Origin of the sequence: Chryseobacterium camelliae, from assembly GCF_030818575.1 — a bacterium.
GTDB classification, from domain to species: domain Bacteria; phylum Bacteroidota; class Bacteroidia; order Flavobacteriales; family Weeksellaceae; genus Chryseobacterium; species Chryseobacterium camelliae_A.
In genome coordinates this window covers 471,546-496,773 of sequence record NZ_JAUTAL010000001.1, presented here as the reverse complement: position 1 = coordinate 496,773, position 25,228 = coordinate 471,546, and the positions used below count along the sequence as shown (strand labels likewise).

20 protein-coding genes are annotated in these 25,228 nt (G+C 42.6%); 5 read left to right on the top strand and 15 right to left on the bottom strand.

Annotation, left to right across the window (positions count from 1 at the left end):
• Positions 1-18: 18 nt before the first annotated feature.
• From QE404_RS02265 to QE404_RS02230, 8 genes are all read right to left on the bottom strand, one after another.
• Positions 19-2,115 (bottom strand): M13 family metallopeptidase, encoded by a 2,097-nt coding sequence (locus QE404_RS02265; RefSeq protein WP_307445956.1) that lies wholly within the window; start codon positions 2,113-2,115, stop codon positions 19-21.
• A 202-nt stretch (positions 2,116-2,317) separates the two neighbouring features.
• On the bottom strand, positions 2,318-4,375 hold the full coding sequence (locus QE404_RS02260; RefSeq protein WP_307445954.1) for a M13 family metallopeptidase: 2,058 nt from the start codon (positions 4,373-4,375) through the stop codon (positions 2,318-2,320).
• A gap of 69 nt (positions 4,376-4,444) precedes the next feature.
• A complete protein-coding gene (locus QE404_RS02255; RefSeq protein ID WP_307445952.1) occupies positions 4,445-7,852 on the bottom strand; it encodes a polysaccharide deacetylase family protein in 3,408 nt (1,135 codons plus the stop codon).
• Between the two features lie 88 nt (positions 7,853-7,940).
• Positions 7,941-9,191: a CinA family nicotinamide mononucleotide deamidase-related protein gene (locus QE404_RS02250; RefSeq protein WP_307445950.1), complete on the bottom strand. Its 1,251-nt coding sequence runs from the start codon at positions 9,189-9,191 to the stop codon at positions 7,941-7,943.
• 173 nt (positions 9,192-9,364) lie between these two features.
• Positions 9,365-9,907, bottom strand: a complete 543-nt coding sequence (locus tag QE404_RS02245) for a lipocalin family protein (protein WP_307445949.1) — start codon at positions 9,905-9,907, stop codon at positions 9,365-9,367.
• Between the two features lie 153 nt (positions 9,908-10,060).
• Positions 10,061-10,654: an IS1096 element passenger TnpR family protein gene (locus tag QE404_RS02240; protein ID WP_307445947.1), complete on the bottom strand. Its 594-nt coding sequence runs from the start codon at positions 10,652-10,654 to the stop codon at positions 10,061-10,063.
• Positions 10,655-10,786: 132 nt separating this feature from the next.
• Positions 10,787-11,818 carry a sensor histidine kinase gene (locus QE404_RS02235; RefSeq protein WP_307445945.1) on the bottom strand — a complete coding sequence of 344 codons (1,032 nt, stop codon included), beginning with the start codon at positions 11,816-11,818 and terminating at the stop codon, positions 10,787-10,789.
• Between the two features lie 47 nt (positions 11,819-11,865).
• Positions 11,866-12,543, bottom strand: coding sequence for a response regulator transcription factor (locus QE404_RS02230; RefSeq protein ID WP_307445943.1), 678 nt, complete (start codon positions 12,541-12,543; stop codon positions 11,866-11,868).
• Positions 12,544-12,736: 193 nt separating this feature from the next.
• Between QE404_RS02230 and QE404_RS02225 the strand changes: the two genes are divergently transcribed.
• Together QE404_RS02225 and QE404_RS02220 are read left to right on the top strand one after the other, a co-directional pair.
• Positions 12,737-15,529, top strand: coding sequence for a TonB-dependent receptor (locus QE404_RS02225; RefSeq protein WP_307445941.1), 2,793 nt, complete (start codon positions 12,737-12,739; stop codon positions 15,527-15,529).
• Between the two features lie 44 nt (positions 15,530-15,573).
• Positions 15,574-16,998 carry a hypothetical protein gene (locus tag QE404_RS02220; RefSeq protein WP_307453683.1) on the top strand — a complete coding sequence of 475 codons (1,425 nt, stop codon included), beginning with the start codon at positions 15,574-15,576 and terminating at the stop codon, positions 16,996-16,998.
• A gap of 107 nt (positions 16,999-17,105) precedes the next feature.
• Here the strand turns inward: QE404_RS02220 and hemL are convergent, their stop codons facing one another.
• The 4 genes from hemL to QE404_RS02200 all read right to left on the bottom strand — a co-directional run bounded on the left by hemL (position 17,106) and on the right by QE404_RS02200 (position 20,871).
• Positions 17,106-18,389 carry a glutamate-1-semialdehyde 2,1-aminomutase gene (hemL, locus tag QE404_RS02215; protein WP_307445937.1) on the bottom strand — a complete coding sequence of 428 codons (1,284 nt, stop codon included), beginning with the start codon at positions 18,387-18,389 and terminating at the stop codon, positions 17,106-17,108.
• A gap of 134 nt (positions 18,390-18,523) precedes the next feature.
• Positions 18,524-19,582 carry a glucosaminidase domain-containing protein gene (locus QE404_RS02210; protein ID WP_307445935.1) on the bottom strand — a complete coding sequence of 353 codons (1,059 nt, stop codon included), beginning with the start codon at positions 19,580-19,582 and terminating at the stop codon, positions 18,524-18,526.
• A gap of 13 nt (positions 19,583-19,595) precedes the next feature.
• Positions 19,596-20,498 (bottom strand): 1-aminocyclopropane-1-carboxylate deaminase/D-cysteine desulfhydrase, encoded by a 903-nt coding sequence (locus QE404_RS02205; RefSeq protein WP_307453323.1) that lies wholly within the window; start codon positions 20,496-20,498, stop codon positions 19,596-19,598.
• 46 nt (positions 20,499-20,544) lie between these two features.
• Positions 20,545-20,871 (bottom strand): hypothetical protein, encoded by a 327-nt coding sequence (locus QE404_RS02200; RefSeq protein ID WP_307453320.1) that lies wholly within the window; start codon positions 20,869-20,871, stop codon positions 20,545-20,547.
• A gap of 40 nt (positions 20,872-20,911) precedes the next feature.
• Between QE404_RS02200 and QE404_RS02195 the strand changes: the two genes are divergently transcribed.
• From QE404_RS02195 to QE404_RS02185, 3 genes are all read left to right on the top strand, one after another.
• The gene (locus QE404_RS02195; RefSeq protein WP_307445933.1) at positions 20,912-21,094 is read left to right on the top strand and encodes a DUF5522 domain-containing protein; all 183 of its coding nucleotides are present in this window, start codon (positions 20,912-20,914) and stop codon (positions 21,092-21,094) included.
• A gap of 1 nt (position 21,095) precedes the next feature.
• Positions 21,096-21,620, top strand: a complete 525-nt coding sequence (locus tag QE404_RS02190; protein ID WP_307445931.1) for a DUF4136 domain-containing protein — start codon at positions 21,096-21,098, stop codon at positions 21,618-21,620.
• A 240-nt stretch (positions 21,621-21,860) separates the two neighbouring features.
• The gene (locus QE404_RS02185) at positions 21,861-23,399 is read left to right on the top strand and encodes an endonuclease (RefSeq protein WP_307445929.1); all 1,539 of its coding nucleotides are present in this window, start codon (positions 21,861-21,863) and stop codon (positions 23,397-23,399) included.
• 69 nt (positions 23,400-23,468) lie between these two features.
• On the opposite strand, the gene QE404_RS02180 is transcribed toward QE404_RS02185, so the two are convergent.
• The 3 genes from QE404_RS02180 to QE404_RS02170 are packed head-to-tail and all read right to left on the bottom strand — an operon-like array spanning position 23,469 to position 25,192.
• Complete coding sequence (locus QE404_RS02180) at positions 23,469-23,801, bottom strand: CCC motif membrane protein (RefSeq protein WP_307445927.1); 333 nt, start codon at positions 23,799-23,801, stop codon at positions 23,469-23,471.
• A 17-nt stretch (positions 23,802-23,818) separates the two neighbouring features.
• Complete coding sequence (locus tag QE404_RS02175; protein WP_307445925.1) at positions 23,819-24,115, bottom strand: DUF2752 domain-containing protein; 297 nt, start codon at positions 24,113-24,115, stop codon at positions 23,819-23,821.
• Between the two features lie 24 nt (positions 24,116-24,139).
• On the bottom strand, positions 24,140-25,192 hold the full coding sequence (locus tag QE404_RS02170) for an NADH:flavin oxidoreductase/NADH oxidase (RefSeq protein WP_307445923.1): 1,053 nt from the start codon (positions 25,190-25,192) through the stop codon (positions 24,140-24,142).
• Positions 25,193-25,228 lie beyond the last annotated feature (36 nt).

Sequence of the window (25,228 nt, the reverse complement as noted above, 5' to 3'; positions counted from 1 at the left end):
ATTTATTCAGGTAAGTTCCTACCAGATTTTTATCCTTTCCTCAGGAGCCTTGTACATTTTGTCTCCCGGTTTGATATCGAAGGCCTTGATGAACGAATCCTGGTTCACCAATGGTCCATATGCCCTGAAAACTCCCGGTGAATGCGGATCGGTCTTTACCTGGTTCACCATGTACTGGTCTGTGGATTTGGTTCTCCACACCGTTGCCCAGCTCATGAAAAACCTTTGGTCCTGAGTAAACCCGCTGATCGGTCCAGGGTTTCCGTGGTCCTTCAGATACATCTGCAAAGCATCATATGCTACAGCTACTCCTCCTAAGTCGCCGATATTTTCCCCACTGGTAAACTTACCGTTGACAAAGCTTCCTTTTACCGGCTCATACTGGCTGTATTGGGCAGCAAGCTGTCCTACTTTGGCATCGAAGTTCTTGCGGTCTGCATCTGTCCACCAGTTATTCAGGTTTCCGTCGCCGTCAAACCTGGAACCGCTGTCGTCAAACCCATGGGAAATTTCATGCCCGATTACAGCACCAATTCCCCCGAAGTTCACGGCGGCATCTGCCTTAGGATTATAGAACGGCGGCTGAAGAATGGCAGCAGGGAATACAATTTCGTTGTTAGATCCGCTGTAGTATGCATTTACGGTCTGAGGTGTCATTCCCCATTCGGTTTTATCTACCGGCTTCCCTACTTTATCAAGATTTCTCTGGTACTGCCATGCTGCCACATTCTGTAGATTGGAATAAAGGGTAGCACCCTGTTTAGGAGATTCCACCTGTAATGCGGAATAGTCTTTCCACTTATCAGGATAGGCAATTTTTACGGTGAATTTTGATAGTTTTTCCTGCGCCTTCACTTTGGTTTCAGGCGACATCCAGTCCATATCATTGATGTGCTGCTTGAAAGATTTCAGGATGTAGTCAATGTACGTTTCCATCTGGGCTTTGGCTTCAGGAGTGAAATATTTTTCCACATAAAGTTTCCCGAACGCTTCTCCCAATACACCATTAACAAGGGAAAGACCTCTTTTGTTCATCGGCCTCTGCTCTTTTTGTCCCTGAAGGTATCTGGAATAGAAATCAAACCTGATCTGCTCCAGGTTGTTATCCAGATTGCTTGCGTTGCCATTGATCAGGTGATATTTCAGGTAGTCCTTTACCAGCGGGAGGTTTTTCTGGTTCAGGAACTGATCCATGTTCTGGTAGTATTTCAGTTCCCCTACAATAACCTTATCGGTATTTACGCCTGCTTCTTTAAGGTACTTGGCAAGGTTGATATTTTTAACCAGCCCTGAAAGTTCAGATACGTTTTTAGGATTGTACCTCAGATTGGCATCCCTGTTCTGCTCAAGCGTTAAAAGATAGTTAGCCAGCTGCTTCTCAAAAGCGACTACATTCTGAGCAGCCTGTGAAGAATTCTTGTAACCGAGTACCCCGAACAGCTTTCCTACATAATTCTGGTATTCCGCAAGCGTTTTCGTATTGGCTTCGTTTACTTTCTGGTAGTAATCTCTTCCGAGCCCCAGATCCGGGCCTCCCAGATATACCGCATTCATTTTGGAATTCTTCATATCTGCTCCTACCCTCCATCCGTAGAATGAATTATCACCCACTTTTGTAGCTTCCAGAAGGTATTTCTGAAGGTCGTTCAGGTTTTTAATAGCATCAATCTTCGCAAGATCACCTTTGATGGGAGCCAGGCCTTCTGCATTTCTTTTATCGACATCCATGAAAGAAGCATACAGGTTCTGGATTTTCTTTCCTTCGGATCCGTCTGAATAACTTTCAGAAAGGATTTTGTTCAGGATATCAAGGGAATTGTCATCCACATTTTCTCTCAAAGCATTGAAAGAACCCCAGCTAGCTTTATCAGATGGAATCTGAGTGGTTTTCACCCAGTTCCCGTTTACATAATTGAAAAAATCATCCTGCGGACGCACGCTTTTATCCATATAGGATAAATTGATTCCCTCTTCTTTTGCTTCCTCCTTCACCGGTTCTGCTACCACTGCTGTAGCTTCAGGCTGCTGAGATTTGTCAGCGCCGGCCTTAGTGCCACATGAGTTTAAAAATACAATCCCGCAAAGGGCAAGTATTCCGATATTCAGTTTTTTCATTAAAAAATTTATTTTATTTACACAATGTATCAAATATACAAATTTTGATGGATAATAGTAATTTATACAGCATTTGATATGATGTATTTATTGACACAGCGCTTTCATTTTCAGAAATATAACCTGTGTGTATTTCAGCAAAAACAATATGGCATAAAAAAACCGCTCATTATTGAACGGTTTTGACTTTATACTGATGAGATTACCAGATTTTGATCCTGTCCTGCGGCGCTTTGTAAAGCTTGTCTCCAGGTTTAACATCGAAAGCTTTGTAGAACGCATCAACATTGGTTAACGGACCGAAGCTTCTGAAGTATCCCGGTGAATGCGGATCGGTTTTCACCTGATTGATCATATATTTTTCGCTGGATAAGGTTCTCCATACGGTAGCCCAGCTCAGGAAGAATCTCTGATCCTGAGTATAACCGCTGATAGGTCCGGGGTTTCCGTGATCCTTAAGGTACATCTGTAATGCATCATAAGCGATGTTTACCCCGCCTAAATCTGCGATATTTTCGCCATTGGTAAAGGTTCCGTTTACCGTAGTCCCTTTTACCGGCTCATATTTGTCATACTGTGCAGCCAGTGCTTTGGTTGCCTTTTCAAAATTGGCTTTATCTTCCGGTGTCCACCAGTCTACCAGGTTTCCGTCTGCGTCAAACTGCGCTCCTGAATCATCGAATCCGTGGCTCATTTCATGACCGATTACCGCACCAATCCCACCGAAGTTCACAGCGGCATCCGCTTTAGGATTAAAGAACGGTGGCTGAAGGATCGCCGCAGGGAATACGATCTCGTTGTTTACCGGATTGTAATAAGCGTTCACCGTCTGCGGTGTCATTCCCCACTCGGTTTTATCCACCGGTTTCCCGATTTTTTCCAGGTCTTTGTTGTACCGCCATTCTGCAATATTCTGAAGGTTGCCATATAAGCTTCCACCTTTGGATTCAGGAATAATGTTCAGCTTGGAGTAGTCTTTCCATTTATCCGGATAGGCTACTTTCACGGTGAACTTATTCAGCTTCTGCATCGCTTTTTCTTTCGTTACGGCAGACATCCAGGTAAGGTTATTGATATGCACTGCGAAACTTTTTTTCAGGTAGTCGATCAATTCAACCATCTGGGCTTTAGCTTCTGCAGGGAAGTATTTGTCAACATACAGTTTCCCGAATGCTTCACCCAAACTTCCGTTGATCAGCTCATACCCTCTTTTGTTCAGTGCCCTTTGCTCCTGCTGGCCTCTCAGGTATTTACCATAGAAAGCAAACCTCATGTCGCCCAGCTTTTCGCTCAGGTAACCAGCACTTCCGTGGATCAGGTGGAACTTCAGGTAATCTTTGATGACAGGAAGGTTCTGTGCATTGATGAACTTATCCAGATTTTTATAGTAGCCAAGCTCCCCGATAATTACCTTATCGGTATTTACGCCTACTTTTTTCAGGTATCCCGGAATATCGACATTTTTAACCAATGCAGAAAGCTGTGCCATCGTTTCAGGGTTGTACTGAAGCGTGTTATCACGGCTCTGCTCATTGGTCAGGTAAGTCTGGGCAATGCTTTTTTCATAGTCAACAATCCCTTTGGCTGCTGCATCAGCATTTTTATATCCCAGTTCTTTCAGCATGGAGGATACATACTTGGTGTATTCTGCCAATGCTTCTGTATTTTTCTCATTAACCTTCTGGTAATAGTCTCTTCCTAATCCCAGAGAAGCATCGCCAAGATATACCACGTTCATATTGGAATCTTTCAGGTCTGCACCTACTCCCCATCCGTAGAAGATATTTTCCCCGTCTTTGGTTACAGAGATCAGGTAATTCTGAAGATCCTGAAGGTTTTTAATGGCATCGATCTTATTCAGGTTGGCCTGGATCGGCTTAATCCCATCTGCATTTCTCTTCTGCATGTTCATGTATGTAGCATACAGGTCCTGGATTTTCTTGCCTTCTGTTCCGTCTGAAAATTTATCTTTCAGAAGAGAGTTGAGGATGGTCATTGAATTGTTGTCCGTGTCTTCTGCCAGTTTATTGAAGCTCCCCCAGGTAGGTTTATCTGAAGGGATTTTAGCGGTTTTCATCCAGCTTCCGTTTACATAGTTGTAAAAATCATCCTGCGGACGCACCGATTTATCCATCATACTAAGGTCCAGTCCTTTATCGGTAAGGTTCATTGCTGCTGTATTGGTTTTAGACTGAGCCGTCACTACATTCAGTGAAGAGACTCCTGCTAATAAAAATAAAGAAAATGTCAGTTTTTTCATTATGATAACACTAATTTATATAATAAGTATATTTTTTTATGGATTTGTTACCGGCCTGTCGATAATTTTTTATGATATCCGGGAAGCATTGATTTCTGTTACATTTCCTGTTCGTTTCAGGAATCCCCATGCCTGCATCTCTCCCTTCAGCGCACGCCTCAGGCTCCTGAAAAGGACGATGTACATCAGCCACCGGTACCCAAACCGCTGAGGCACAATGTAGATGAGGTTCCACATTTTTTCTTTCTGCATAATGAAGGCAACGATGGCGAGTGATGCATCCACGAGAAGGAAAAGCAGGTAATATACCAATATTTTACTGCCGTTCCCCGACAACAGCCCGAAAAACATGATCAGGTCAGCCATCGGTGAAAAAAACGGAATGATATACTGGAACAGCAGGATATTCGGCATCGCCCAGAGTCCTAGCCCTTTGTATTCAGGGTTCAGGAAGGTTTGTTTCTGTTTCCAGAACATCTGCATGATACCATAGGTCCATCTGAAGCGCTGTTTGAGAAACTGTTTTACGGTTTCGGGTGCTTCGGTAACGGCAACAGCCCTGTTTTCATTGGCGATTCGGTAGCCTTTTTTCAGCATTTTGACGGTAATATCACAGTCTTCCGCCAGCGTATCGGAAGAATAGCCTCCCACTTCATCCACTGCTGCTTTTCTGAATGCTCCTATGGCTCCGGGAATAACGGTTATCGCATTGATATATGAATAGGCAAGGCGGTCAAAATTCTGGCTGGTGGTATATTCTATCGCCTGCCATTTGGTGAGCCAGTTAACCGGGTTTCCAACCTTTACGTTTCCTGCTACAGCAGCAATCTTTTCTTCCGGAGCCGCATTAAGGAACCTCGCCATCAGAAATTTCAGGGCATCCCGCTGGAGCTTGGTATCCGCATCAATACAGACTACGTATTCTGCATCAGTCCGGGATATTCCATAATTTAATGCCGTAGCTTTTCCGCCGTTGGATTTCGTGAAGATCTTGAGCTTCGGATGGCCGGCAAATGCCTCCTGGGCTTTCTGATAGGTGGAATCTTTGCTTCCGTCGTCTATCATGATCACATCAAAATTAGGATAGGTCTGATTCAGAAGATTTCCCAGTGATGAGACGATGTTGACTTCTTCATTATAAGCGGGAACCATGATGGAAACCTTAGGATAGGCATCCAGTACCGGAAACCTTCCTTTCTCTTTGTCTCTTCTTTTTTCCTGTACTGCCCAATAAGCCATCAGGATCAGCCTTATGATACCCAATGCAATAAATACGGTGAAAAGCGCAACCAGGAAATGGCTGATGCCATAAATCACGGTTGCCAGCACCAGATTCAGCTGCATGACATAATATGCTCTTGTTTTAGGCACTTCGGGCATGAGTTCGTTTTTGCTTTTGTGAAGAATGCTGGTCAGATTGGTAAAATGATACCCCTGTTTCTGGAGTGCGGGAATCATGATTTTTAGGGCCTTTACCGTTTCTTCCCTGGTATCGCCACCTGCATCATGCAAAAGGATGATATTTCCTTTTCTCTGATGAAGTCCTTCCATGACCCTTTTTACTATTTCATCTGCTTTGATCCCCGGCTGCCAGTCTTCAGGATCTATATTTTCCCCGATATCGAGGTAATTCTGCTTTCTGGCGAGTGCCACCGGAATGATTTCTTCAGGAGTGGTAGGTTCTGAATCGGCATTGTACGGCGCCCGGAACAGTATGGTACTGTGACCAGTTACGCATTCAATCAAAAGCCTGGTCAGCTTAAGTTCCAGAAGAGCCCTTTCCGGGCTTACCCTGGCCACATTTTCATGCGTGAAGGTATGGTTTCCTATTTCGTGCCCTTCCCTGTAGATCCTTTTTACCAGTGGAAGGTTTTTTTCCGCGTTCAGGCCTACGAGGAAGAAGGCTGCCGGAACGTGGTATTTGGATAAAACATCGAGGATCTGCGGGGTATAGGTTTCATCCGGACCGTCATCGAAAGTAAGCACCAGTTCCTTTTGCGGTGCTTCGCCATATTTTTTTACTTCATAAGAGCTGGGATACGTTTTATAGGTTTCATCCGTGATGATTTTTTCCTTTGGATCCGTTTCCAGGACTATCTTTCCGTCATGCGGGGTATTCAGGACATCCAGCACTTCCCCATCCCCGATATAATCGACCATGGTCTGGCCTTTAACATTTTCAAGATCTTTGAAATTGATTTTGGACATTCCTGCAGACGTAAGGTCTTTATCATAAAAATTCCATACCCGGCTGTCCTCGCTTCCTAATCTCCATAATGCGGTTCCTGCTAGAGGATACTCGGACGAGAAACGCATGGTATTAAAGATAGACGCCGCATCATTAAAAAATACGGTATGCGTATTGTTTTTGGCGTCAGTATAGGAATAGTCCAGGTTGAATGTATTGTCATCAAAGTTAATCGTGGCTTTACTGGCACTGGCTTTTGTAATAGCCTGCATATACGTTACGGAAGTATTGTCATCAGGATTCGTACTCCAATCATACCCGTAGGCCCCCAATCCTAAAATAATTTTTCCGGGTGTAGTTTTCTTCAGTATTTTACCGGTCTGTGCCTCAATCCATTTCTGGGAAGATACTGGTCCTGCATCACTGTCTGCGGAATACTCATCGTACGCCATCAGCACAAAATAATCTACATAGGGATCCAGCTTACGGATGTTATAATCATCGTTATCCGTCATGATATCCATGGTTATCATCAGTCCGTTCTTTCTGAACGTTCCTGAAAGTTCTTTCATGAATGCAATAAGGTATTCATCGGAATCCAGACCGATGTTTTCAAAGTCTACATTGATTCCCTTGAAATGAAATTTAAGACACTGGGCCATTATTTTATTGATCAGCTGCGTTCTCTTCTGCGGATCCTTCAGCACCTGAGAAAGCCCTTCTGAACGGAACTCACGGTCGGCATTATTACTCAGCATAGGCATAGCTGCAACACCGGTCCTCCTGATGATTTTGTATCCTTCCGGGTCTACATTGGTCTTTAGATCTCCGGATTTGGGGTCCAGGAAAAACCATTCCGGAAATACCAGGTTCACATGCCGGATATTCCTTTTGAGCGACATCAGCGACTGCGGGTCCCAGGCCACATAAAATGCAGAACGGATGCCTCCCGGAAACTGTGCCCAGTTCCGGTTCTGGTTTTTGAAGCGTTCTTCTTTTGCCTTTTCTATTTTGGCAATATTGGTATGGATATTTTTTTCGGAGATAAAGCTTCTGAATCCTTTATATTCTTTGGATATCTTATTTTCCTGAAGGTAAGGCCGGCTGGCTGTTATTACGGCCTTGTAATCTTCCTTAAAGGGAATTTTTGGACTTCTGTCCAGCTTCATCATCAGACCCAGCGCAATGAAGAGCAGTACCGCGAGAAAGATAAAAATTCTTGATCCCCACTTTACATTCCTCCAGCGTTTTTTATTCTCAGTCTGAAAAATTTGTTTTGAGTGTTCCACCTTCTGATTTCTTTATGCAAAGCAACGTCAAAAAGCATGAAAACACCCCGTAAAACCTATTAAAATAAAATTAAAAATAAAGTGGCTTTTAGGCACTTATCAACAGCGAAACAAGGTCCTGAAGAATTTTTTGAGAAACAAAATGCATGAAGTCTAACCTGTCCAGATGCGGCAGGAAAAGCCGGGACGTTTCTTCCCGTTCCCTGATCCTGATGGTATAAAATACGGTACCCACTGCCTTGCCGTCTTCGCCTTTTCCGGGCCCGGCAACCCCTGTGGTGGAAAGAGCAATATCAGTCCTGAACAATTCACGGCATCCTGCAGCCATTTCCTGAGCAACTTCAGCACTGACTACGGTATACTCATCTATGGTTTTCTGAGACACTTTAAGGATTTCGGTTTTCTTTTCGGTGGCATAGGAAATCATTCCTCCCATATAGTATTTTGAGCTCCCGGAATTGGATGTCAGCATTTTAGCCAGTTCTCCGCCGGTACAGCTTTCTGCCGTGGAAATGGTCATACCCTTTTCATCCAGCAGCTCTGCCAGTATTTTCTCGATTTTATCTTCTGAAGTGGCAATGATATGGTCCCCGATTATCGGGAATAATTTCTGTATTTCCTGTTCAAGCTGCCTGTTCAGCAATTCTTCCACAGCTCCTGTGGCTGTAAGCCTCATTTTGACACGGGTCCCGACTGGGAGATAGGACAAGGTGATATGTGCCGGCAGCGCCAGCTCCCATCCTTCTATGGTATCTGCAAGTATGCTTTCCGGAATGCCGACTACGGAAACAATCCTGGAAACAATATGGTTTAGGCTGAATCTTTCTTTAAGATACGGAACAATCTGATCTCTGACCAGGGGTTTTACCTCATACGGGACGCCCGGAAGGCTGAACGAGAGTTTTCCCTGCTGCTCCATCATCATGCAGGGAGCCGTTCCGTAATGGTTCTGAAAAACAGTGGATTTCTTCGGAACAAAAGCCTGTTCCCTGTTTCTTTCCAGAATTTCTATCCGGCCGCGCTTTTCCATGTATCTCCTGAGGTGTTCAAAGGTAGCCTCATCCAGTTCGATTTCATCATCAAAGAATTCGGCTAAGGCTTTTTTCGTTTTATCATCTCGCGTAGGGCCCAGTCCGCCGGTTGTTATGACCAGGTCTCCTGTTTCAAAGGCTGATTTCAGGGTTTCTTTGATGGTTTCAATTTCGTCCGAGATCGTAAGGATCTGTATCACTTTTATCCCGATGGCTTTAAGCTCTGAAGCTATAAAATTAGAATTGGTATCTACCGTATTTCCGGAAAGGATTTCATCCCCGATGGTAATCAGAACCGCTTTTTCCATATCAACATTCTTGAAAAATTCCTTATACAAATGACGTGAAAAAGTCTCTATCTGCAAAATATTGCAGAGGAAATTTAAAATGGATTAAAGATGGGATGATCAGCATATTGTTATGCCAAAAACCCTTTAGGAAATGAATTCCGAAAGGGTTACTTTTTTAAAGTACCGTTATATTACTGATTATGTTTCACCCAGATCAGCTCATCCGTGTTATATCCGATGCTTTTTGCCTTTTCAAGGAATTTCTGACGTATATGTTCAGGAATAGTGGTCGTACGGGAAAGGATCCAAATGTATTTGAGATTGTTACCCACCACTAAGGCGTATTGATAATCGTCATCGATCTCAATGACGTTATAGCCTGCCCAGATCGGCTTAAAAAATGAAACTTTGAGCCTCGCCTCTGTCTGGTCATTCACAAACCTGGCTTCCCCAATAGATTCTTTCCATTCTTTTTTCACGTAATTGTACCCTCTGTTGTCAACTTTAATGCTTCCATCAGGATTTTTAGAATACGTTGCCGTTACATTATCCATATCTTTTTCAAAACGGTAATCGAACCGGGCAATTTCATACCATTTTCCCAGATAACGGTCTGCATCAAAGTTTTTTACGGCTGTAGCTCCTTTGGGAATCCCTACCGAACATGAATTCAGCAGCACCAATCCGATTATTCCCAGTGAAACGGGAATGGCTATTCTTTTCAGGTTTTTCATTGTATATGTATTTTATGATGGCTTTTAAGCCTTCAAAAACAGTGCCCCGGGGAAGTTGCATGTATTTATCATAGGGGCTTTTAAGCAAAAAAAATCAGAATAGGCCTTCCTATTCTGATTAATATATTGTATCCGTATGTCGGGATCGGGGATTTACTTTTCATCGTCGTTGTCATCTTCTTCATCGAAGATGTCATCGTTGTAATCTTCCTCTTCATCATCGAAGGTATTGTCATCCTCTTCAAAATTGCCTGTAGCTGCAAAATCGTCATCAAAGCTGAAGTCATCTTCCAGTAAAGGCATGGCAGATCTCTTTTTGGATCCTCCGTTACTTCCGCTTTTGGCAGGAGCTTTAAGGGGAACATTACCAAAACGGTATACGGTGATGGGATAGTTAACTCCTTTGGTTTCCTCAATGACTTCCACCAATTCACAGAAAAATTCCCAAAGATCGAGAAACCCGTACTGGAACTGGGCTTTATTGCCTTTAGTTTCAAAAGCTTCATCGATATACACATCCGACATGATTTCGCCGTCTCCGTCATCGCTCATATCCTCTAACGGAACACTTTTTATGATGGTACCGTCATCTTCCAGCAGGTTAAAAGTGGAAAGCTCATCACCCTGCAGGCTGAAGGCACTTTTAATTCCTAAATGTAAGTTCCATAGCGTCTGTTTTCCCTTAACCTCAATATCACGGAAAATATCTTCTTTCGCATCTAATATTACGCGGATTTTATAAACCATATCAGTTTTTTAGTTACTTTTTGCCTTTATTATTATGATAAATTTCTGTTGCAAATATATAATAAATGAGATTCGACAAAAAATATTTTGGAATTTTTTAAAACATTTTTTTTTCATACATTTTCAGGGCATTCATTTCCCTTTTTCAAGCATGAAACTGAACTTTGTTCCTTCTAAATAAACGCTCTCTACGGTGATATTTTCATTATGGGCCTCAAGGATATGTTTCACAATGGCAAGGCCAAGACCTGATCCTCCTTCCCTGCGGCTTCTGCTGGCTTCAACACGGTAAAAACGTTCGAAAATACGCGGGAGTATCTCAGACTTAATTCCCATTCCGTTATCGATTACCTCTATGAGCACTTTATTTTTCAGGACGCTGGTTTTTACGGTAACCCGCGCTTCCTGCCGGTTGGCATAATGAATAGCGTTGGATATGAGGTTAATGAATACCTGTGATATTTTTTGTTTGTCGGCATCCACAAGGATCTGCGGCTGCAGGGTCTGGATCTGTAGTGTAGTATTATGCTTTTCCGCTTCGAGGTCGAGCAGGTCAAAAATTTCCTTGATCAGGAGGTTGACATCGAACCGGGATATATTAAGATTGATCTCTCCGGCTTCCAGCCTGTTGATCATATCCAGATCGGTAACGATGGCAATGAGCCTTTCAACGGATTTATCAATTCTTTCCAGGTACTTATCACGGATCGTCAGGTTGTTGACGCCTCCGTCTCTAAGGGTTTCCACGTAACCCTGGATTGAAAACAGAGGTGTCTTAAGCTCATGGGAAACATTCCCGATGTATTCTTTCCGGTAACTCTCCATTTCCTTCATCATGTCTATTTCGGTTACTTTACGCTGGTTGAGGTCGGAAAACCGCTCTCCCAGTTCTTTGATGGTAATGTTTTCATCCTGGTCGTGAACAATTTCCTGGGGCAGGATCTGGGAAAGGCCACGAACCTGTTTTCTTCCATAATAACTGAAGAGCAACTCCAGTACTACGTAATTGATCATGAAAATAAAGACAAGGCAGATCAGAAGCCCTATCTTAAAAAACGGAGTCTGGTAATAGATATCTTTTAAAGCATCAAAGATAATAACCAGCAGAAACATCACCAGTGTCAGCAGACATGAGGCGAGCAGGGTAAGTCTGTAAAATTTCAATTTTACAAGGATTTAGAGGTTGTAGTAAAGGTAGGCTTTTTATGGCGTTAGACAATAAGCTTGTATCCGATTCCCTTCAGGGTCTGGATGGTGCTAATCCCTAATTTTTCTCTCAGCCTTCTGATATGTACGTCGATGGTTCTTTCTCCGACAATAACATCATTGCCCCATACTTTTTCCAGGATCTCCTCTCTTTTAAAGACTTTTTCCGTGTTGGAAGCAAGAAGATACAGCAGGTCAAATTCTTTTTTAGGCAACAGGAATTGCTGACCGTTTTTAGACACCCTGAAATTATCTTTATCAATCACCAGGTCTCCTATTTCAATAAGCTTGGCATTGTCTGAAACCTGTGAGGTAAGCTGTAGAAGGGCATTGACTTTGGAGATAAGGATCTTCGGTTTGATCAGCTTCACCACATAATCATTGGCACCTGCCTGAAAACCTGCCAACTGTGAGAACTCTTCACTCCTTGCTGAAAGGAAGACAATAAGGGTTTTCTGAAGTTCTTTGATTTTGCGGAGTTCCTGACAGGTTTCGATACCGTCTTTTTCAGGCATCATGACATCCAGCAGGATAAGATCAGGAATAATTTCCTTGGCTTTTTCAATGCCTTCATTACCATTGGTAGCAGTGAAAATATCGTAGCCTTCTTTTTCCAAATTATAAGACAGAATCTCTAAAATATCCAGTTCGTCGTCTATTAAGAGTATTTTCTTTTGGTTCATCTTTATTTTTTCCTGTTCCAAAGTTAATGATTTTTAAATGACAGATTAACGCTCTGATAATCGTTCACATAAAGTTAACAATAAAATCCATTTCTTAATATTTAGTTAAAAAAAAATTAAATTTTACTAAACCATTTCCCCTGTTATTCTTTCATTTCTTTGCAGCGAAAGAATTTTAGTAAGATAAAGAAAAATGAAAAAACAACTCCACAAGAGCATTATGCTGCTTGCTTTGTTTTCTGCTGGTTATGCTTTCGCACAAAGCCAGGTTCTGGAAGGTAGGGTACTGGACGAGAAAGACAATACGCCTATTGAGGGTGTAAAAGTAAAGGTAAATGACCAGGAAGTCACTACTGACATTTCGGGAAATTACTCCCTAAGTCTTCCACCAGGCACCAATTATGTTGTTACTGTTACCTCTAACGGATACAACAGAAAAGAAATAAGCGAAGTTATTGTAAAGAACGATACCAACACTCATCTTGATATTGTTCTTAACAAGCCGGCCACCAAAGAAAAAGAAATTGAAGGGGTTGTCATTCGATCCAACGCTAGAAAAGAGACTATTGCCTCCACGATTGGCCTGCAAAGAAATGCTGGGGTTGTTTCACAGGTTATCGGTGTAGAGGCTATCAAAAGGAGCCCGGACCGAAATACAGGTGAAGTTCTAAAAAGGGTATCAGGAGTAAGTTTGTTTGACGGAAGGTATATTGTTGTAAGAGGTTTGTCTGACCGCTACAACCAGGCTATGCTTAACGGTATTCAGCTTTCCAGTACGGAGCCGGACAGAAAAACATTTTCCTTTGATCTCTTTCCTGCTAACGTTATTGAAACACTGGTTATCAATAAAACATTCATCCCTGAATACAGTGGAGAATGGGCTGGAGGGCTGATCCAGGTAAATACGAAAGATATTCCAAACAAAAACTTTTTCAATCTGCAGTTGGGTGTTGGAGGAAACTCCATTACGACGAATCATGAATTCCATATGCAGAAAGGCGGTAAGTGGGATTTTCTTGGTTTTGATGACGGTTATAGAAAACTGCCTACGAGTATGCCTGCGAAGAATGCTTTCAGCATTTTGGATGAAGCTACAAAAACCGCTATCGGCCAGCAATATGTTAAAAACCTTGGCTACAGCAGTATCGGATACCCGGAAAATTTAAGCCTTCAGTTAGACGGTGGATTCAATACAAAAATATTCGGAAAAGATTTAGGAGTTATTGCCGTATTGAACTATAGTAATAACAAAAGGAGAACAGAATCTAAAAACAGCTTCTTTACAATCAATGACCAGATCGCAGATACGAATTTTGACTATTTCACTGAAAAATTCAGCAACGACGTTATCCTTGGCGGTTTATTAAACCTGACTCTAAAACTTAACAACAATAACAAAATTTCCCTGAAGAACATTATTACCAACAATACGGTTAACCATATGTCTTTCAGAACCGGAAAAGATTTTGAATTTGATCCTATCAACGGAACCAATATCATTGCACGGGAAATAGGATTTAAAGAAACCACATTCTACAATTCCACCCTTAATGGAACTCACAAGATAGATGCTTTAGGCGGACTTACCGTGAACTGGTATGGAAGCTTTGGAATACTGGATCAGTATATCCCTTTACTTCAGCGTTTACAATACAACCAATACCCTGATATAAACGGCAGTCCTTACTTGGCACTTATCTCAAACGGCCTATCTCAGAAATCTGGAAGTGTATTCTACTCCACGCTCAGCGATTATCTGTATAATGCCGGCGGAGATGTATCCAAAACTTTTGAAATGTTCGGACAGAAACAGACTATTAAAGGAGGTTATTTATTCCAGGTTAAAGACAGGATTTATAATTCCAGGCCATTCTCTGTAAGACTTTCGGGATATAATCAACAACTGCTCTCCCAGCCGTTTGAAACCATCTTTGACCCTTCAAACTTCGGAACAGGAGGAAACAAATTTACGTTTGACGAAATTGCAGGTAACCAGTACAGATATATTGCCAATACCATTCTTAATGCCGGGTACCTACAGTTTGACAACAATCTTACACCATGGCTGAGGGCTGTTTGGGGATTAAGGGTTGAAAACTTTGATCAATTGGTAGGAAGTACAAAAAGAAGCGACGACCGCTTCGTAAATACAAGGGTAACGGATTTCCTCCCGGCTCTTAACCTGACTTTCAAAGTAACCAATAATATGAATATACGGGTTGCCGGTTCACAAACCGTAGTAAGACCGGAATTCCGTGAGGTATCTCCACTGGCTTATTATGATTTTGATCTGGGAGCAACTGTAATTGGAAATAAGTTTATCCAGAGAACCAAGATTACCAATGCAGATCTTCGTTGGGAGTGGTATCCTAGGAACGGAGAAATCCTCTCCATAGCAGGGTTTTACAAAAACTTTAAAAATCCGATTGAGCTATATTTTAACCAGTCCGGGGTTGGAACCAGTAATACCTTCAACTACCTGAACGTAGATAAGGCAGATGCCTATGGTGCTGAGCTTGAATTCAGAAAAAAGCTTGATTTTGCAAGTGCTCTTAAGAATTTTACCGTTGGCGGTAACTTTGCTTTGATCAAAAACAGGGTGACAGATGAAGCTACAAAAGTGGACAGGCCTATGCAGGGACAGTCTCCTTATACGGTAAATTTAAGCCTTCAGTATGACACTGAAAAATCAGGATGGTCCTCTACCGTATTATTTAACATGATCGGGCGAAGAATCCTTTATGTAGGAAATGACCAAGTTCCGCCAATCTGGGAGAATCCTAGACCGCTTCTCGATTTCCAGGTGGCTAAGAAAATCTGGCAGAACAAAGGCGAGATCAAGCTTAATTTAGCTGATATACTGAATAGGCATGCGAAGTTTTACCATGACCTGAACAATAACAAAAAGTATGATAGTAAAGATGCACTGGCCATTGACAGAGTAACGGGAACTAACATCAGCTTAACACTCGGCTACAGCTTTTAATCATTTCAATCTAATATCTAATAAATAATTTAAGTTTTAATATAATGAGAAAATTTGTTTTACACGCACTAATGCTTGGTACTATAGCAACTACAGTAACAGCATGTAGAAACATAGAAGAAGACGGGCAGACGATCGTTCAAAACGGCGGCTCGGGAACCGGGAATACAGAAAATCTTATCCTATCAGGAAAAATTACATCAAGCCTTACTCTTAAAGCTAACAATACATATAAATTAAGAGGACTGGTCTATGTAACCAATGGAGCAACGTTAACTATTGAGCCCGGAACAAAGATTGTGGGGGAGGCAGATAAAAACGGAGCGCTAATCATTACCAGAGGAAGTAAAATCATGGCAGAAGGAACTGCTAACAATCCGATTATATTTACTTCAGAAAAGCCAAGTCCTAAAAGGGGTGACTGGGCAGGTCTGGTAATCTTAGGAGGAGCACCTACCAATGCTACATTTAACGGGCAGACTGGTGTAGGCGAAATAGAAGGAGGAATCAACAACACAGAAGGTCTTGGTCTTTACGGAGGAACCAATGCTGATGATAACAGCGGTGTTTTAAAATATGTACGTGTAGAATATGCAGGATATGCATTTTTACCGGATAAGGAAATCAACGGAATTACCTTTGGAGGTGTAGGAAGAGGTACAGTGGTAGATTATGTGGAAGTTGCTTATGCTAATGATGACAGTTTCGAGTGGTTCGGAGGAACAGTTAACTGCTCTCACCTGATTGCTTATAAAGGCCTTGATGATGATTTCGATACGGACAACGGGTTCTCAGGAAAAATCCAATTTGGTATTGCTGTAAGAGATTCTCAGGTAGCGGACGTCTCAGGGTCCAATGCATTTGAATCTGACAATGATGCCAACGGTTCTTCCTTGGCTCCTCAGACTTCAGCAACGTTCTCAAATATGACCATCATTGGTCCAGTAAATTCTTCAAGCAGCAGCACCAATGTAGGTTCTATCAATTCTTTATTCCAGAATGCCTTACAGATCAGAAGAAATTCATCCATTTCCGTATTCAACTCTGTTTTTACAGGTTTCCCGGTAGGGCTGTTTATTGATGCTACCAAAGGAACGCCTACAGATAATAATATTGCCAATTCAAATCTTGCATTCCAGAACAATATTTTAGCAGGAAATATTACTCCTCTTAAATATGGGGCATCAACTTCATCTTCTACAGGATACAGCCTGGCGGATCTTACCAGCTGGTTTAACACAGGAGGAAATACCATCCTTACGTATACATCTGATGTTAAACTTACCGGTGCCTGGGCGCCTGCAGGAACTACACCTAACTTCTCTCCTGCTTCAGGTTCTCCGCTGTTAACAGGAGGTGTATTTACCAATGCTAAATTATCTTCATGGTTCACTCCTGTAACTTACAGGGGAGCCGTTAAGGATTCTAATGATACATGGTACGCAGGATGGACAAACTATAACCTATAAGACAATAGTTAGTTTTCTTCATATCAAAAATCCCCCGGAATTTTATTTCGGGGGATTTTATTTAGTGATGATTAAAAAATCATTATGATCCTTTAATGCATGTTTATTTAAGAATACTCAAACTTCCTCACTGCTTCCAGCGTCATATCCAGTTCACGGTCTTTGATCGCGTCGCTGATAAAGTAGGTTTCATAGCCGCTTGGTGGAAGGTAGATCCCGTTTTGCAGCATCTGGTGGAAGAAATTATTGAAAAGGGAATGGTTGGCCTCCTGTGCTTCGTCAAAATTAGAAACACGGTTGATATGGAAGAATACCGACATCATGGAACCCTTACGGTTGATCTTGTGGGCAATCCCTTTTTCATTCAGAATCTTTCCGATCTCGAAATCCAGGGTTTCTGTGGTTTTGGCCAGTCTGTTGAAAAACTCAGGGTCATTTTTAATGATCTGGAGTGTTTTCAGTCCTGCCCTCATGGCCAGTGGATTTCCACTTAAAGTTCCGGCCTGGTAAACGGCCCCTTTCGGAGCAAGACAGTCCATAATTTCATTCCGGCCTGCAAAAGCACCTACCGGAAGACCGCCTCCGATTACTTTCCCATAGGTAACCAGGTCAGCTTTAACGCCGAATAATTCCTGTGCCCCTCCGAAAGCCAGCCTGAAACCAGTCATGACTTCATCAAAGATCAGCAAAGTACCGTTTTCATCGCAGATCTTTCTCAGGTCCTGAAGGAATTCGTTCTCAGGAAGCACGCAGCCCATATTTCCTGCCACCGGTTCGATGATGATAGCGGCAATTTCACCCTGGTTATGGCGGAAAAGATCCTGCACTTGCTCAAAATCATTGTATCTTGCCAAAAGGGTATCCTTAGCCGTACCCTGGGTCACACCCGGTGAGTTCGGATTCCCGAAAGTAGCGGCACCGCTTCCGGCCTTAATCAGGAATGAATCTGAATGCCCATGGTAACAGCCTTCAAACTTAATTATTTTTTCTCTTCCGGTATATCCCCTGGCCAGCCTGATGGCACTCATGCAGGCTTCAGTTCCTGAGGAAACCATCCTGATCTGGTCTATATTCGGTACGTTCTCTACAATGAATTTTGCAATTTCAGTTTCCAGTTCCGTAGGCGCGCCGAATGAAAACCCTTTCTCAGCCTGAATTTTCAATTCTTCCAGCACTTCGGGATGGGTATGCCCCAAAATGGCAGGCCCCCAGGAATTGATGTAATCGATATAGGTATTGTCATCCGCATCGGTAAGGTAAGCTCCTTTGGCAGATTTCATAAAAACCGGCACTCCCCCGACGGATTTGAATGCCCGGACCGGAGAATTAACTCCCCCGGGAATGTATTGGTACGCTTCATCGAATAAAGCCGAACTTCTCTGGTATTTCATTTCTATTTTTCTTTATCTGTTTAACCTCCTGGTTTAGCCTGAAGGTTTTGCATTGCTTATAATAACAGGTCTGAAACCCCGGTAGTTTTCTTACCGGAACATCTTAACGAACCTGTTTTGGATCGATAATCAGATTAATGTCTTGGCTTTTTATCGATCAGGTAGATCAATTGCCCTGCAGAAGGCTGCTGACCTTCATCCATCCTGTTTTTAGCATAAAGCTTGCTCAGCTTGATCCCGAATTTCTGTGCAATATCATGCATATCTTCGCCGGAAGCGGCTTTGTAGGTAGCGGTATTGCCTGCGGAATTTTTAGCTTCCAGGAAAACAATGTCATTTTTCTTCAGCATATCGCTTTCCAGTTCATTCCATTTCATCAGCCTGCTTTCACTGATCTTAAATTTTTCCGCAATGAATTTAACATTGGTATCTTCAGGAATGACGATATATTTCAGGCCTTCGTTAGGATGGCTTTTAATAAGGATGGAGTTTAACGTTTCAGCCCTGTTTTTTATTTTTTCTACCCTCTTCTGTTGCTGTGCATAAGAAGTCTGCTGGTAAGGAACTTTTATGGTTACCGGATCTTTGGCTTTTTTCGTATACTTTTCCGGTTCCAGCTGAGCCATGAAAGAACGGTCGTCTTTCAGGTTAGGATACATTTTAAGAACGGCGTACAATACCTCATTGGAATTGGTATTATCAAATTCGTACAGCCTGTATTTTTCTATTTTGCTGATGAGTATTGAGGCATACCTCGGATTGGTGGCATAACCTGCCTTTTTCAGTCCATAGGCCCAGGCGCGGTAATCCTTCATATCCAGGTTGAAGAGATTGGCGTAGTATTTCCTGGTCGAAAGGAAGATGGAATGGTCTTCATAGGATTGCCTAGGATCTTCATACACCCGGAAGCATTCATTGGGTGCATCATCCGTATGTTTCATGGTCTTCCCCGTCCAGTCTTCTTTACACTTGATGCCGAAGTGGTTTTTACCTTCCAGGGCAAGACGGCTCTGTCCGCCTCCAGTTTCCAGAAGTCCCTGTGCCAGGGTAATGGAAGCCGGGATTTTATATTTCTCCATCTCTTCCACTGCATATTTGGCGAATTTCTGTATGTACTGATCTTCGGTAGCCCAGGTCTGGGCTGAGAATCTTGATAAAACTAAAAGGCTTACGAGTAAGACAAGTCTTTTCATTTTTTCAACGTATTTATGTGATTAAATTTCTGTTCTGTTTTTTCAAAAGCAGATTGGCCCCCTCAATTCCCTGCAAACCTCCGGTATGAAAGCACAAAATCCTGCTGTTTTCAGGGAAATATCCCTGTTCCGCCAATTCCAAAACCTTCTGCATCATCTTTCCTGTATAGATCGGGTCTAAAGGAATCCCGTAACGGCTTTTGAAATCATTGATAAAACGGATGTTTTTATCTTTTATTTTACCATAACCTCCGAAAGCTGAATCTATTAGGTCAAAATTCCTTTTTGAAGTCAGCTCTGCAATCTTGCTCTCCAGGGAACTGTCACTAACCACTTTCAACCCTACAACCCGCTGATGATCTTCGCAATATGAAGAAATTCCAGCAAGCGTTCCTCCGGTTCCAACTGCTGTGCAAAGATAGTCAAAATCTTTGGTTTCGTTATTGAGCATAAAGCCGACCCCTTTTACGGCATCTGCGTTGGTTCCCCCTTCCGGAATGATCAGTGCATCGGGAAAGTCAGCCTGGAGGCCAACGGTAAGCCGATCCTTATGCCTGTATTGCTCACGGGTAACGAATTTCAGGCCCATACCGTTCTTGTCAGCAAAAGCAAGTGTGGGATTATCCTGCCACTGATCATGCAGCTCTTCTCCACGGATAACTCCTAAAGCCGGAATACCGAATTGTTTTGCCACTGCCGATACTGCCGCAATATGATTGGAAAAGGCACCCCCAAACGTGATAAGGTAAGGTTGTGAATGGTTTTTATCCAGGTAATGATTGATATTATAAAATAGTTTCCAGTATTTATTGCCGGAAATGCCGGGATGGATCAGGTCTTCTCTTTTCATGAAGAGCTGTATATTGCTTCCCACCGGAATTTTAGTTATGGGAATATGAATATCTGGAATGTTCATGCCTGCAAATTTCCTGAATTTATTTGATATGGAAATGTTGAACAGATCATCTGTATTGCAGAAAAGCCCAAAATGTTCTTTTCTTGAGATAATCCGGGTTGCACTCATTCGCATAAGCTTCTTTTTCAAACGAAATATTCCTGTAGGCCAGATGCGGATTTTTAAGCTTCCATAAATGATAATAATATTCAGCCAGGTAAAAAATATAAAAGAAAATGATGAGGAGTTCAAGCTGCTGCCTCAAATGTATTTTTTCGTGATTGACCAGTACTTTATTTTTCTTATCTTCGGGTCTGCTGACAAAGATGAAGGGGAAAAGTGCTATTCCATTAATTTTTAGCTTCTTCAGAAGTTTTTGGCATACAATTATCATCATAACAAATATAAAAAAGTTTTATTTTAAGATTTAACTTATGGCCCATTTCGATATCAAAGAGCATGAAGACTTTTACTACAATGAGCAGGGATATAAGGTTTTTACGGAAAAGTTTCATCTGAAAAGGGGGTATTGCTGTAAAAGCGGCTGTAAGCACTGTCCTTACGGATACGATAAAAAGACGGATACATTTATTAAAAACGATAAAAAAATTAAATAAAATGAAGAAATATATTTTTATTTTGCTTGCAGCGACTCTGGGTTTAACTTCCTGCAGCCCTTTCAATGTACGTTCAGACTATGCTGAAACTGCCAACTTCAATACGTACAAAACCTATAAGCTTCGTATTGATGACCTTAAATTGAATGATATCGATAAAGACCGTGTGCTGAACGAACTTTCCAGACAGCTTCAGAGCAAAGGTCTTACCCCAGGCGAAAATCCTGATCTTATTATCAATGTAAAAGCGAACCATAAGAAAGTTACCGACATCAATACCACTTCTCCTTACGGAATGTGGGGATGGGGAGGGCCTTTCGGATGGGGAATCGGGATGAACAGGACATGGTCCAGCAATTATAATGAAGGAGCACTGATCATCGACCTTATTGATGCCAGAACCAATAAACTGGTATGGCAGGGAATCGGAAGCGGTATTTCCGTGGATTCCCCGAGGGCAAAACAAAGACAGATCCCTGAAATCATGGCGGAAATCATGGCTAAATATCCTCCTCAGAGAAAATAATATAATCAAATATACCTATCCGGCGGCTTCTTCGAAGCCGCCGGATTTTTTTTGCATGACAGTTAATAGGTTATCAAGATAAGCATCTTTTTCAATTAATAGCCACGAACCCGGACGTATTCAATTGTTATTCTAATCATAATAATTAACGGCCAAATTTCCCATCGGATTATTAAAATTAACAATCATGTAATTTCTTATTCGTAAAATTACAGTATTCTTACCAAAAACTTTTTTAATATGAAAAAACTACTACTTTGTATCATGACGGGAGGACTGGCCTACGCGCAGGCTCCTTCGGGATACTACAGTTCTGCCAACGGCCTTTCAGGGGCTTCGCTGAAAACGGCATTGAGCAACATTATTACCAACGGCCATCAGGATAAGGGCTACAATGGGTTATGGACGGGTTACAAAACCACAGATATTGACAAAAATTACGAAAACGATGGCTCCATCCTGGATATCTATTCAGAAAAGCCCAATGGAACAGATCCTTATAAATTCACTCCCGGAACCAACCAATGCGGAACATATTCGGTGGAGGGCAATTGCTACAACCGGGAGCACCTGGTACCGCAGAGTCTTTTTAATGAAGCTTCACCAATGGTCTCGGACATTCATTTTATCCGGGCTACCGACGGAAAGGTAAACGGGATGAGAAGCAATTATCCGTTCGGAAAGGTCGGAACAGCTACATTTACTTCCAAGAACGGATCCAAACTCGGGAACAGTACTTCGTCAGGGTATTCCGGAACTGTTTTCGAGCCGATCGATGAATTCAAAGGCGACATTGCCAGAATGATCTTTTATTTTGTAACCCGCTACCAGAGCAAGCTTTCATCTTTCTCTTCAGGAAATATGCTGGGGAGTTCTGCTTATCCTGGATTACAGACCTGGGAGCTGAATGTGCTGCTGGCATGGCATAACCAGGATCCGGTGTCGCAGGCGGAAATCAACAGGAATAATGCTTCGTATAGTTTCCAGGGAAACAGGAATCCGTTTATAGACAATCCGGATTATGTGAACCAGATATGGGGATCCGGATCATCAGGAGGCGGTTCGGGAAGTACTCCTCCTACATCGAGTACCTGCGTGTCTGAAACTTTTGAGACGATCCCTTCATCGGATGTCTCTACGTATACCACCAGGAACTGGAGTAACGGTGGTATGAGCTGGACAGCCACCGATGCCAGAACAGACCAGACGATTTCCAATAAAGCTATTACCATCAGAAACGGATCGGTTCAGTCCGGGACTTCCGCTAACGGAATAGGCTCGCTTACAGTAACCACACAGCTTAAGTTTTCAGGAAGCACAGGAACGCTTGATGTCCAGGTAAACGGAACCAAAGTAGGAACCGTTCCTTACAGCAGTAACTCGGTAACGACTACCCTCAGCAACATCAATATTTCCGGAAATGTTTCCGTAAGCCTGGTTAATACGACATCCGGCAACAGAGTCGCCGTTGACAACCTGAGTTGGACCTGCTATTCGGGAACCTCCAGGCAAAGCATGATGACGGTTACCCCAGATAAGGCAGCAGAGCCACAAGTACTCCGTATTTATCCTAATCCTGTTACAGGACAGGAAATCTCGGTAAAAGGCAATACCGCCAATATCAGCAAAGCGGAAATTTACGATTCCCGTGGGAAACTTGTGCAGACCATTGAAAAACCATTCAGGGACCAGGGCAATTCCATCAGGATTAAAAAGCTTGAACAGGGTGTTTATATACTCAGATTAGGTGAAACTGTCCTGAAATTTATTGTTCAGTAGACCTTAAATGAATATGAAAAAGCCGTTTCAGAAATCTGAAACGGCTTTTTTATCTGAGCATCGGTATGCTTATCTTCCCTGAAGCTCTCTGATTCTCTCCTGCATCAATTCCGGATCCGAAAGGGCATCCGCTCCGACTACGGTAATGACAAAAATAAAATAAATAACGGCAAGAACACTCAGTACGATTCCTATAATGCTCAATATCCTTCCGGTATTCAGGTTATTATAGTTAGAATACATACCTGGATTCTGTACATACAGGGCATTGTCTTTTTTGTAAAGCACCAGCCCTATGATTCCTGCTATAATTCCGGGAATTCCGTAGCAGCAGCAAGTAACGATTGATAAAATCCCTAATACGAGCACTGCCGTAGCATTGGGTAATTTCTGTTGGTCCATAGTTTATGATTTTAATGTTAAATGTTCATGTACTGAAAAAAATGTTTATAAAAATAAGAAAATACCATGACTACTGAATTAATAATGGCCAGAAAGATGAGTACATTTCCATAATTTCTTTTGCGGTCTGCAAAATTGAGCACGGCAGTGGCTATAAACAGCAATAAAGTATATACGGCGGGAAACATATGGAATGCCTCCGAGAACCTTCCTTCAAAAACCATTACCATGGCCCGCTGCGCACCGCAGCCGAAACATTCGAAACCAAAAAACTTTTTGGTCGGACAGGGCAGCATGAAGTCTTCAATTTTCATAAGGATATTTTAAGCCTGATAAAATTAAGAAGAAATTTTAGCTCTGGCATACTGATGCGGGAAGAAACAGCTTTCTTTTTTCTCAAAGGCGCCATGGACGGCAGTATAAGGATTCCTCAAAATTTCCCGCGCAATGAAAATAAGGTCTGCTTTGCCGCTCTGCAGGATACTTTCAGCCTGATCTACTTCAGTAATCAAACCCACGGCTGCCGTCTGTACGCCGGCCCCGTTTCTTACTTCGGAAGAAAAAGGCACCTGGTACCCCTGATGGACAGGGATCTTGGCTCCGTGGATATTTCCTCCGCTGGATACGTCTACCAGGTCTACGGAATGCTTTTTAAGTTCGGCAGCCAATCGGGTGCTGTCTTCCACATCCCATCCGTTCTCGGCATATTCGGTACCGGAAATCCGTACAAAAAGTGCAACCTCCTGGTCCAGCTCTTCATTTACGGCATCTACGATTTCAAGCAGGAAACGGATGCGGTTTTCAAAGCTTCCACCATATTCATCGGTCCTGATATTTGACAATGGTGACAGGAACTGGTGGACCAGGTATCCGTGGGCCGCATGAATTTCAATAACATCGAATCCTGCGGACACCGCCCTTCTTGCCGCTTCTTTAAAATACTGTACCTGTTCGCGGATCTCCTCTTTCGTAAGCGCATGCGGGATCCTTTCTGAAGGATGATAAGGAATGGAGCTTGGCGCAACGGTTTCCCAGCCTTCTTCAAGCGGGATCTGCACATTGTTCCAGGTAGATCCTTTCCTGCCGGAATGGGCCAGCTGAATCCCGATTTTACTTTCGGAATAGAAATGCACGAATTCCACAATTCTCTTCAGGCGTTCTGCCTGTTCATCATTCCAGATGCCCATACAATGATTGGTAATCCTCCCGCGCGGTTCCACTCCCGTAGCTTCTACGATCAGGAGCCCCGTTCCGCCCTGTGCCCTGCTTCCGTAGTGAACAAAATGGAAATCGTTGGCGAGGCCGTCTTCACAGGAATACATGCACATCGGTGACATGACCCAACGGTTTTTCAGTTCTACATTTCTGAATTTGATAGGTGTATACAACATGGTTTAATCTGAATTTAATTTTAAAACTCCGGGCAA

Bases quoted from the DNA above. Each gene is read 5' to 3' on its own strand.
- QE404_RS02225 (WP_307445941.1), top strand. From the start codon at position 12,737: ATGAAAAAACAACTCCACAAGAGCATTATGCTGCTTGCTTTGTTTTCT.
- QE404_RS02175 (WP_307445925.1), bottom strand. From the start codon at position 24,115: ATGAAAATTGAAGACTTCATGCTGCCCTGTCCGACCAAAAAGTTTTTT.
- QE404_RS02265 (WP_307445956.1), bottom strand. From the start codon at position 2,115: ATGAAAAAACTGAATATCGGAATACTTGCCCTTTGCGGGATTGTATTT.
- QE404_RS02180 (WP_307445927.1), bottom strand. From the start codon at position 23,801: ATGGACCAACAGAAATTACCCAATGCTACGGCAGTGCTCGTATTAGGG.
- QE404_RS02190 (WP_307445931.1), top strand. From the start codon at position 21,096: ATGAAGAAATATATTTTTATTTTGCTTGCAGCGACTCTGGGTTTAACT.
- QE404_RS02220 (WP_307453683.1), top strand. From the start codon at position 15,574: ATGAGAAAATTTGTTTTACACGCACTAATGCTTGGTACTATAGCAACT.
- QE404_RS02195 (WP_307445933.1), top strand. From the start codon at position 20,912: ATGGCCCATTTCGATATCAAAGAGCATGAAGACTTTTACTACAATGAG.
- QE404_RS02230 (WP_307445943.1), bottom strand. From the start codon at position 12,543: ATGAACCAAAAGAAAATACTCTTAATAGACGACGAACTGGATATTTTA.
- QE404_RS02200 (WP_307453320.1), bottom strand. From the start codon at position 20,871: ATGATAATTGTATGCCAAAAACTTCTGAAGAAGCTAAAAATTAATGGA.
- QE404_RS02250 (WP_307445950.1), bottom strand. From the start codon at position 9,191: ATGGAAAAAGCGGTTCTGATTACCATCGGGGATGAAATCCTTTCCGGA.
- QE404_RS02240 (WP_307445947.1), bottom strand. From the start codon at position 10,654: ATGGTTTATAAAATCCGCGTAATATTAGATGCGAAAGAAGATATTTTC.
- QE404_RS02260 (WP_307445954.1), bottom strand. From the start codon at position 4,375: ATGAAAAAACTGACATTTTCTTTATTTTTATTAGCAGGAGTCTCTTCA.
- QE404_RS02210 (WP_307445935.1), bottom strand. From the start codon at position 19,582: ATGAAAAGACTTGTCTTACTCGTAAGCCTTTTAGTTTTATCAAGATTC.
- QE404_RS02205 (WP_307453323.1), bottom strand. From the start codon at position 20,498: ATGAACATTCCAGATATTCATATTCCCATAACTAAAATTCCGGTGGGA.
- hemL (WP_307445937.1), bottom strand. From the start codon at position 18,389: ATGAAATACCAGAGAAGTTCGGCTTTATTCGATGAAGCGTACCAATAC.
- QE404_RS02245 (WP_307445949.1), bottom strand. From the start codon at position 9,907: ATGAAAAACCTGAAAAGAATAGCCATTCCCGTTTCACTGGGAATAATC.
- QE404_RS02185 (WP_307445929.1), top strand. From the start codon at position 21,861: ATGAAAAAACTACTACTTTGTATCATGACGGGAGGACTGGCCTACGCG.
- QE404_RS02170 (WP_307445923.1), bottom strand. From the start codon at position 25,192: ATGTTGTATACACCTATCAAATTCAGAAATGTAGAACTGAAAAACCGT.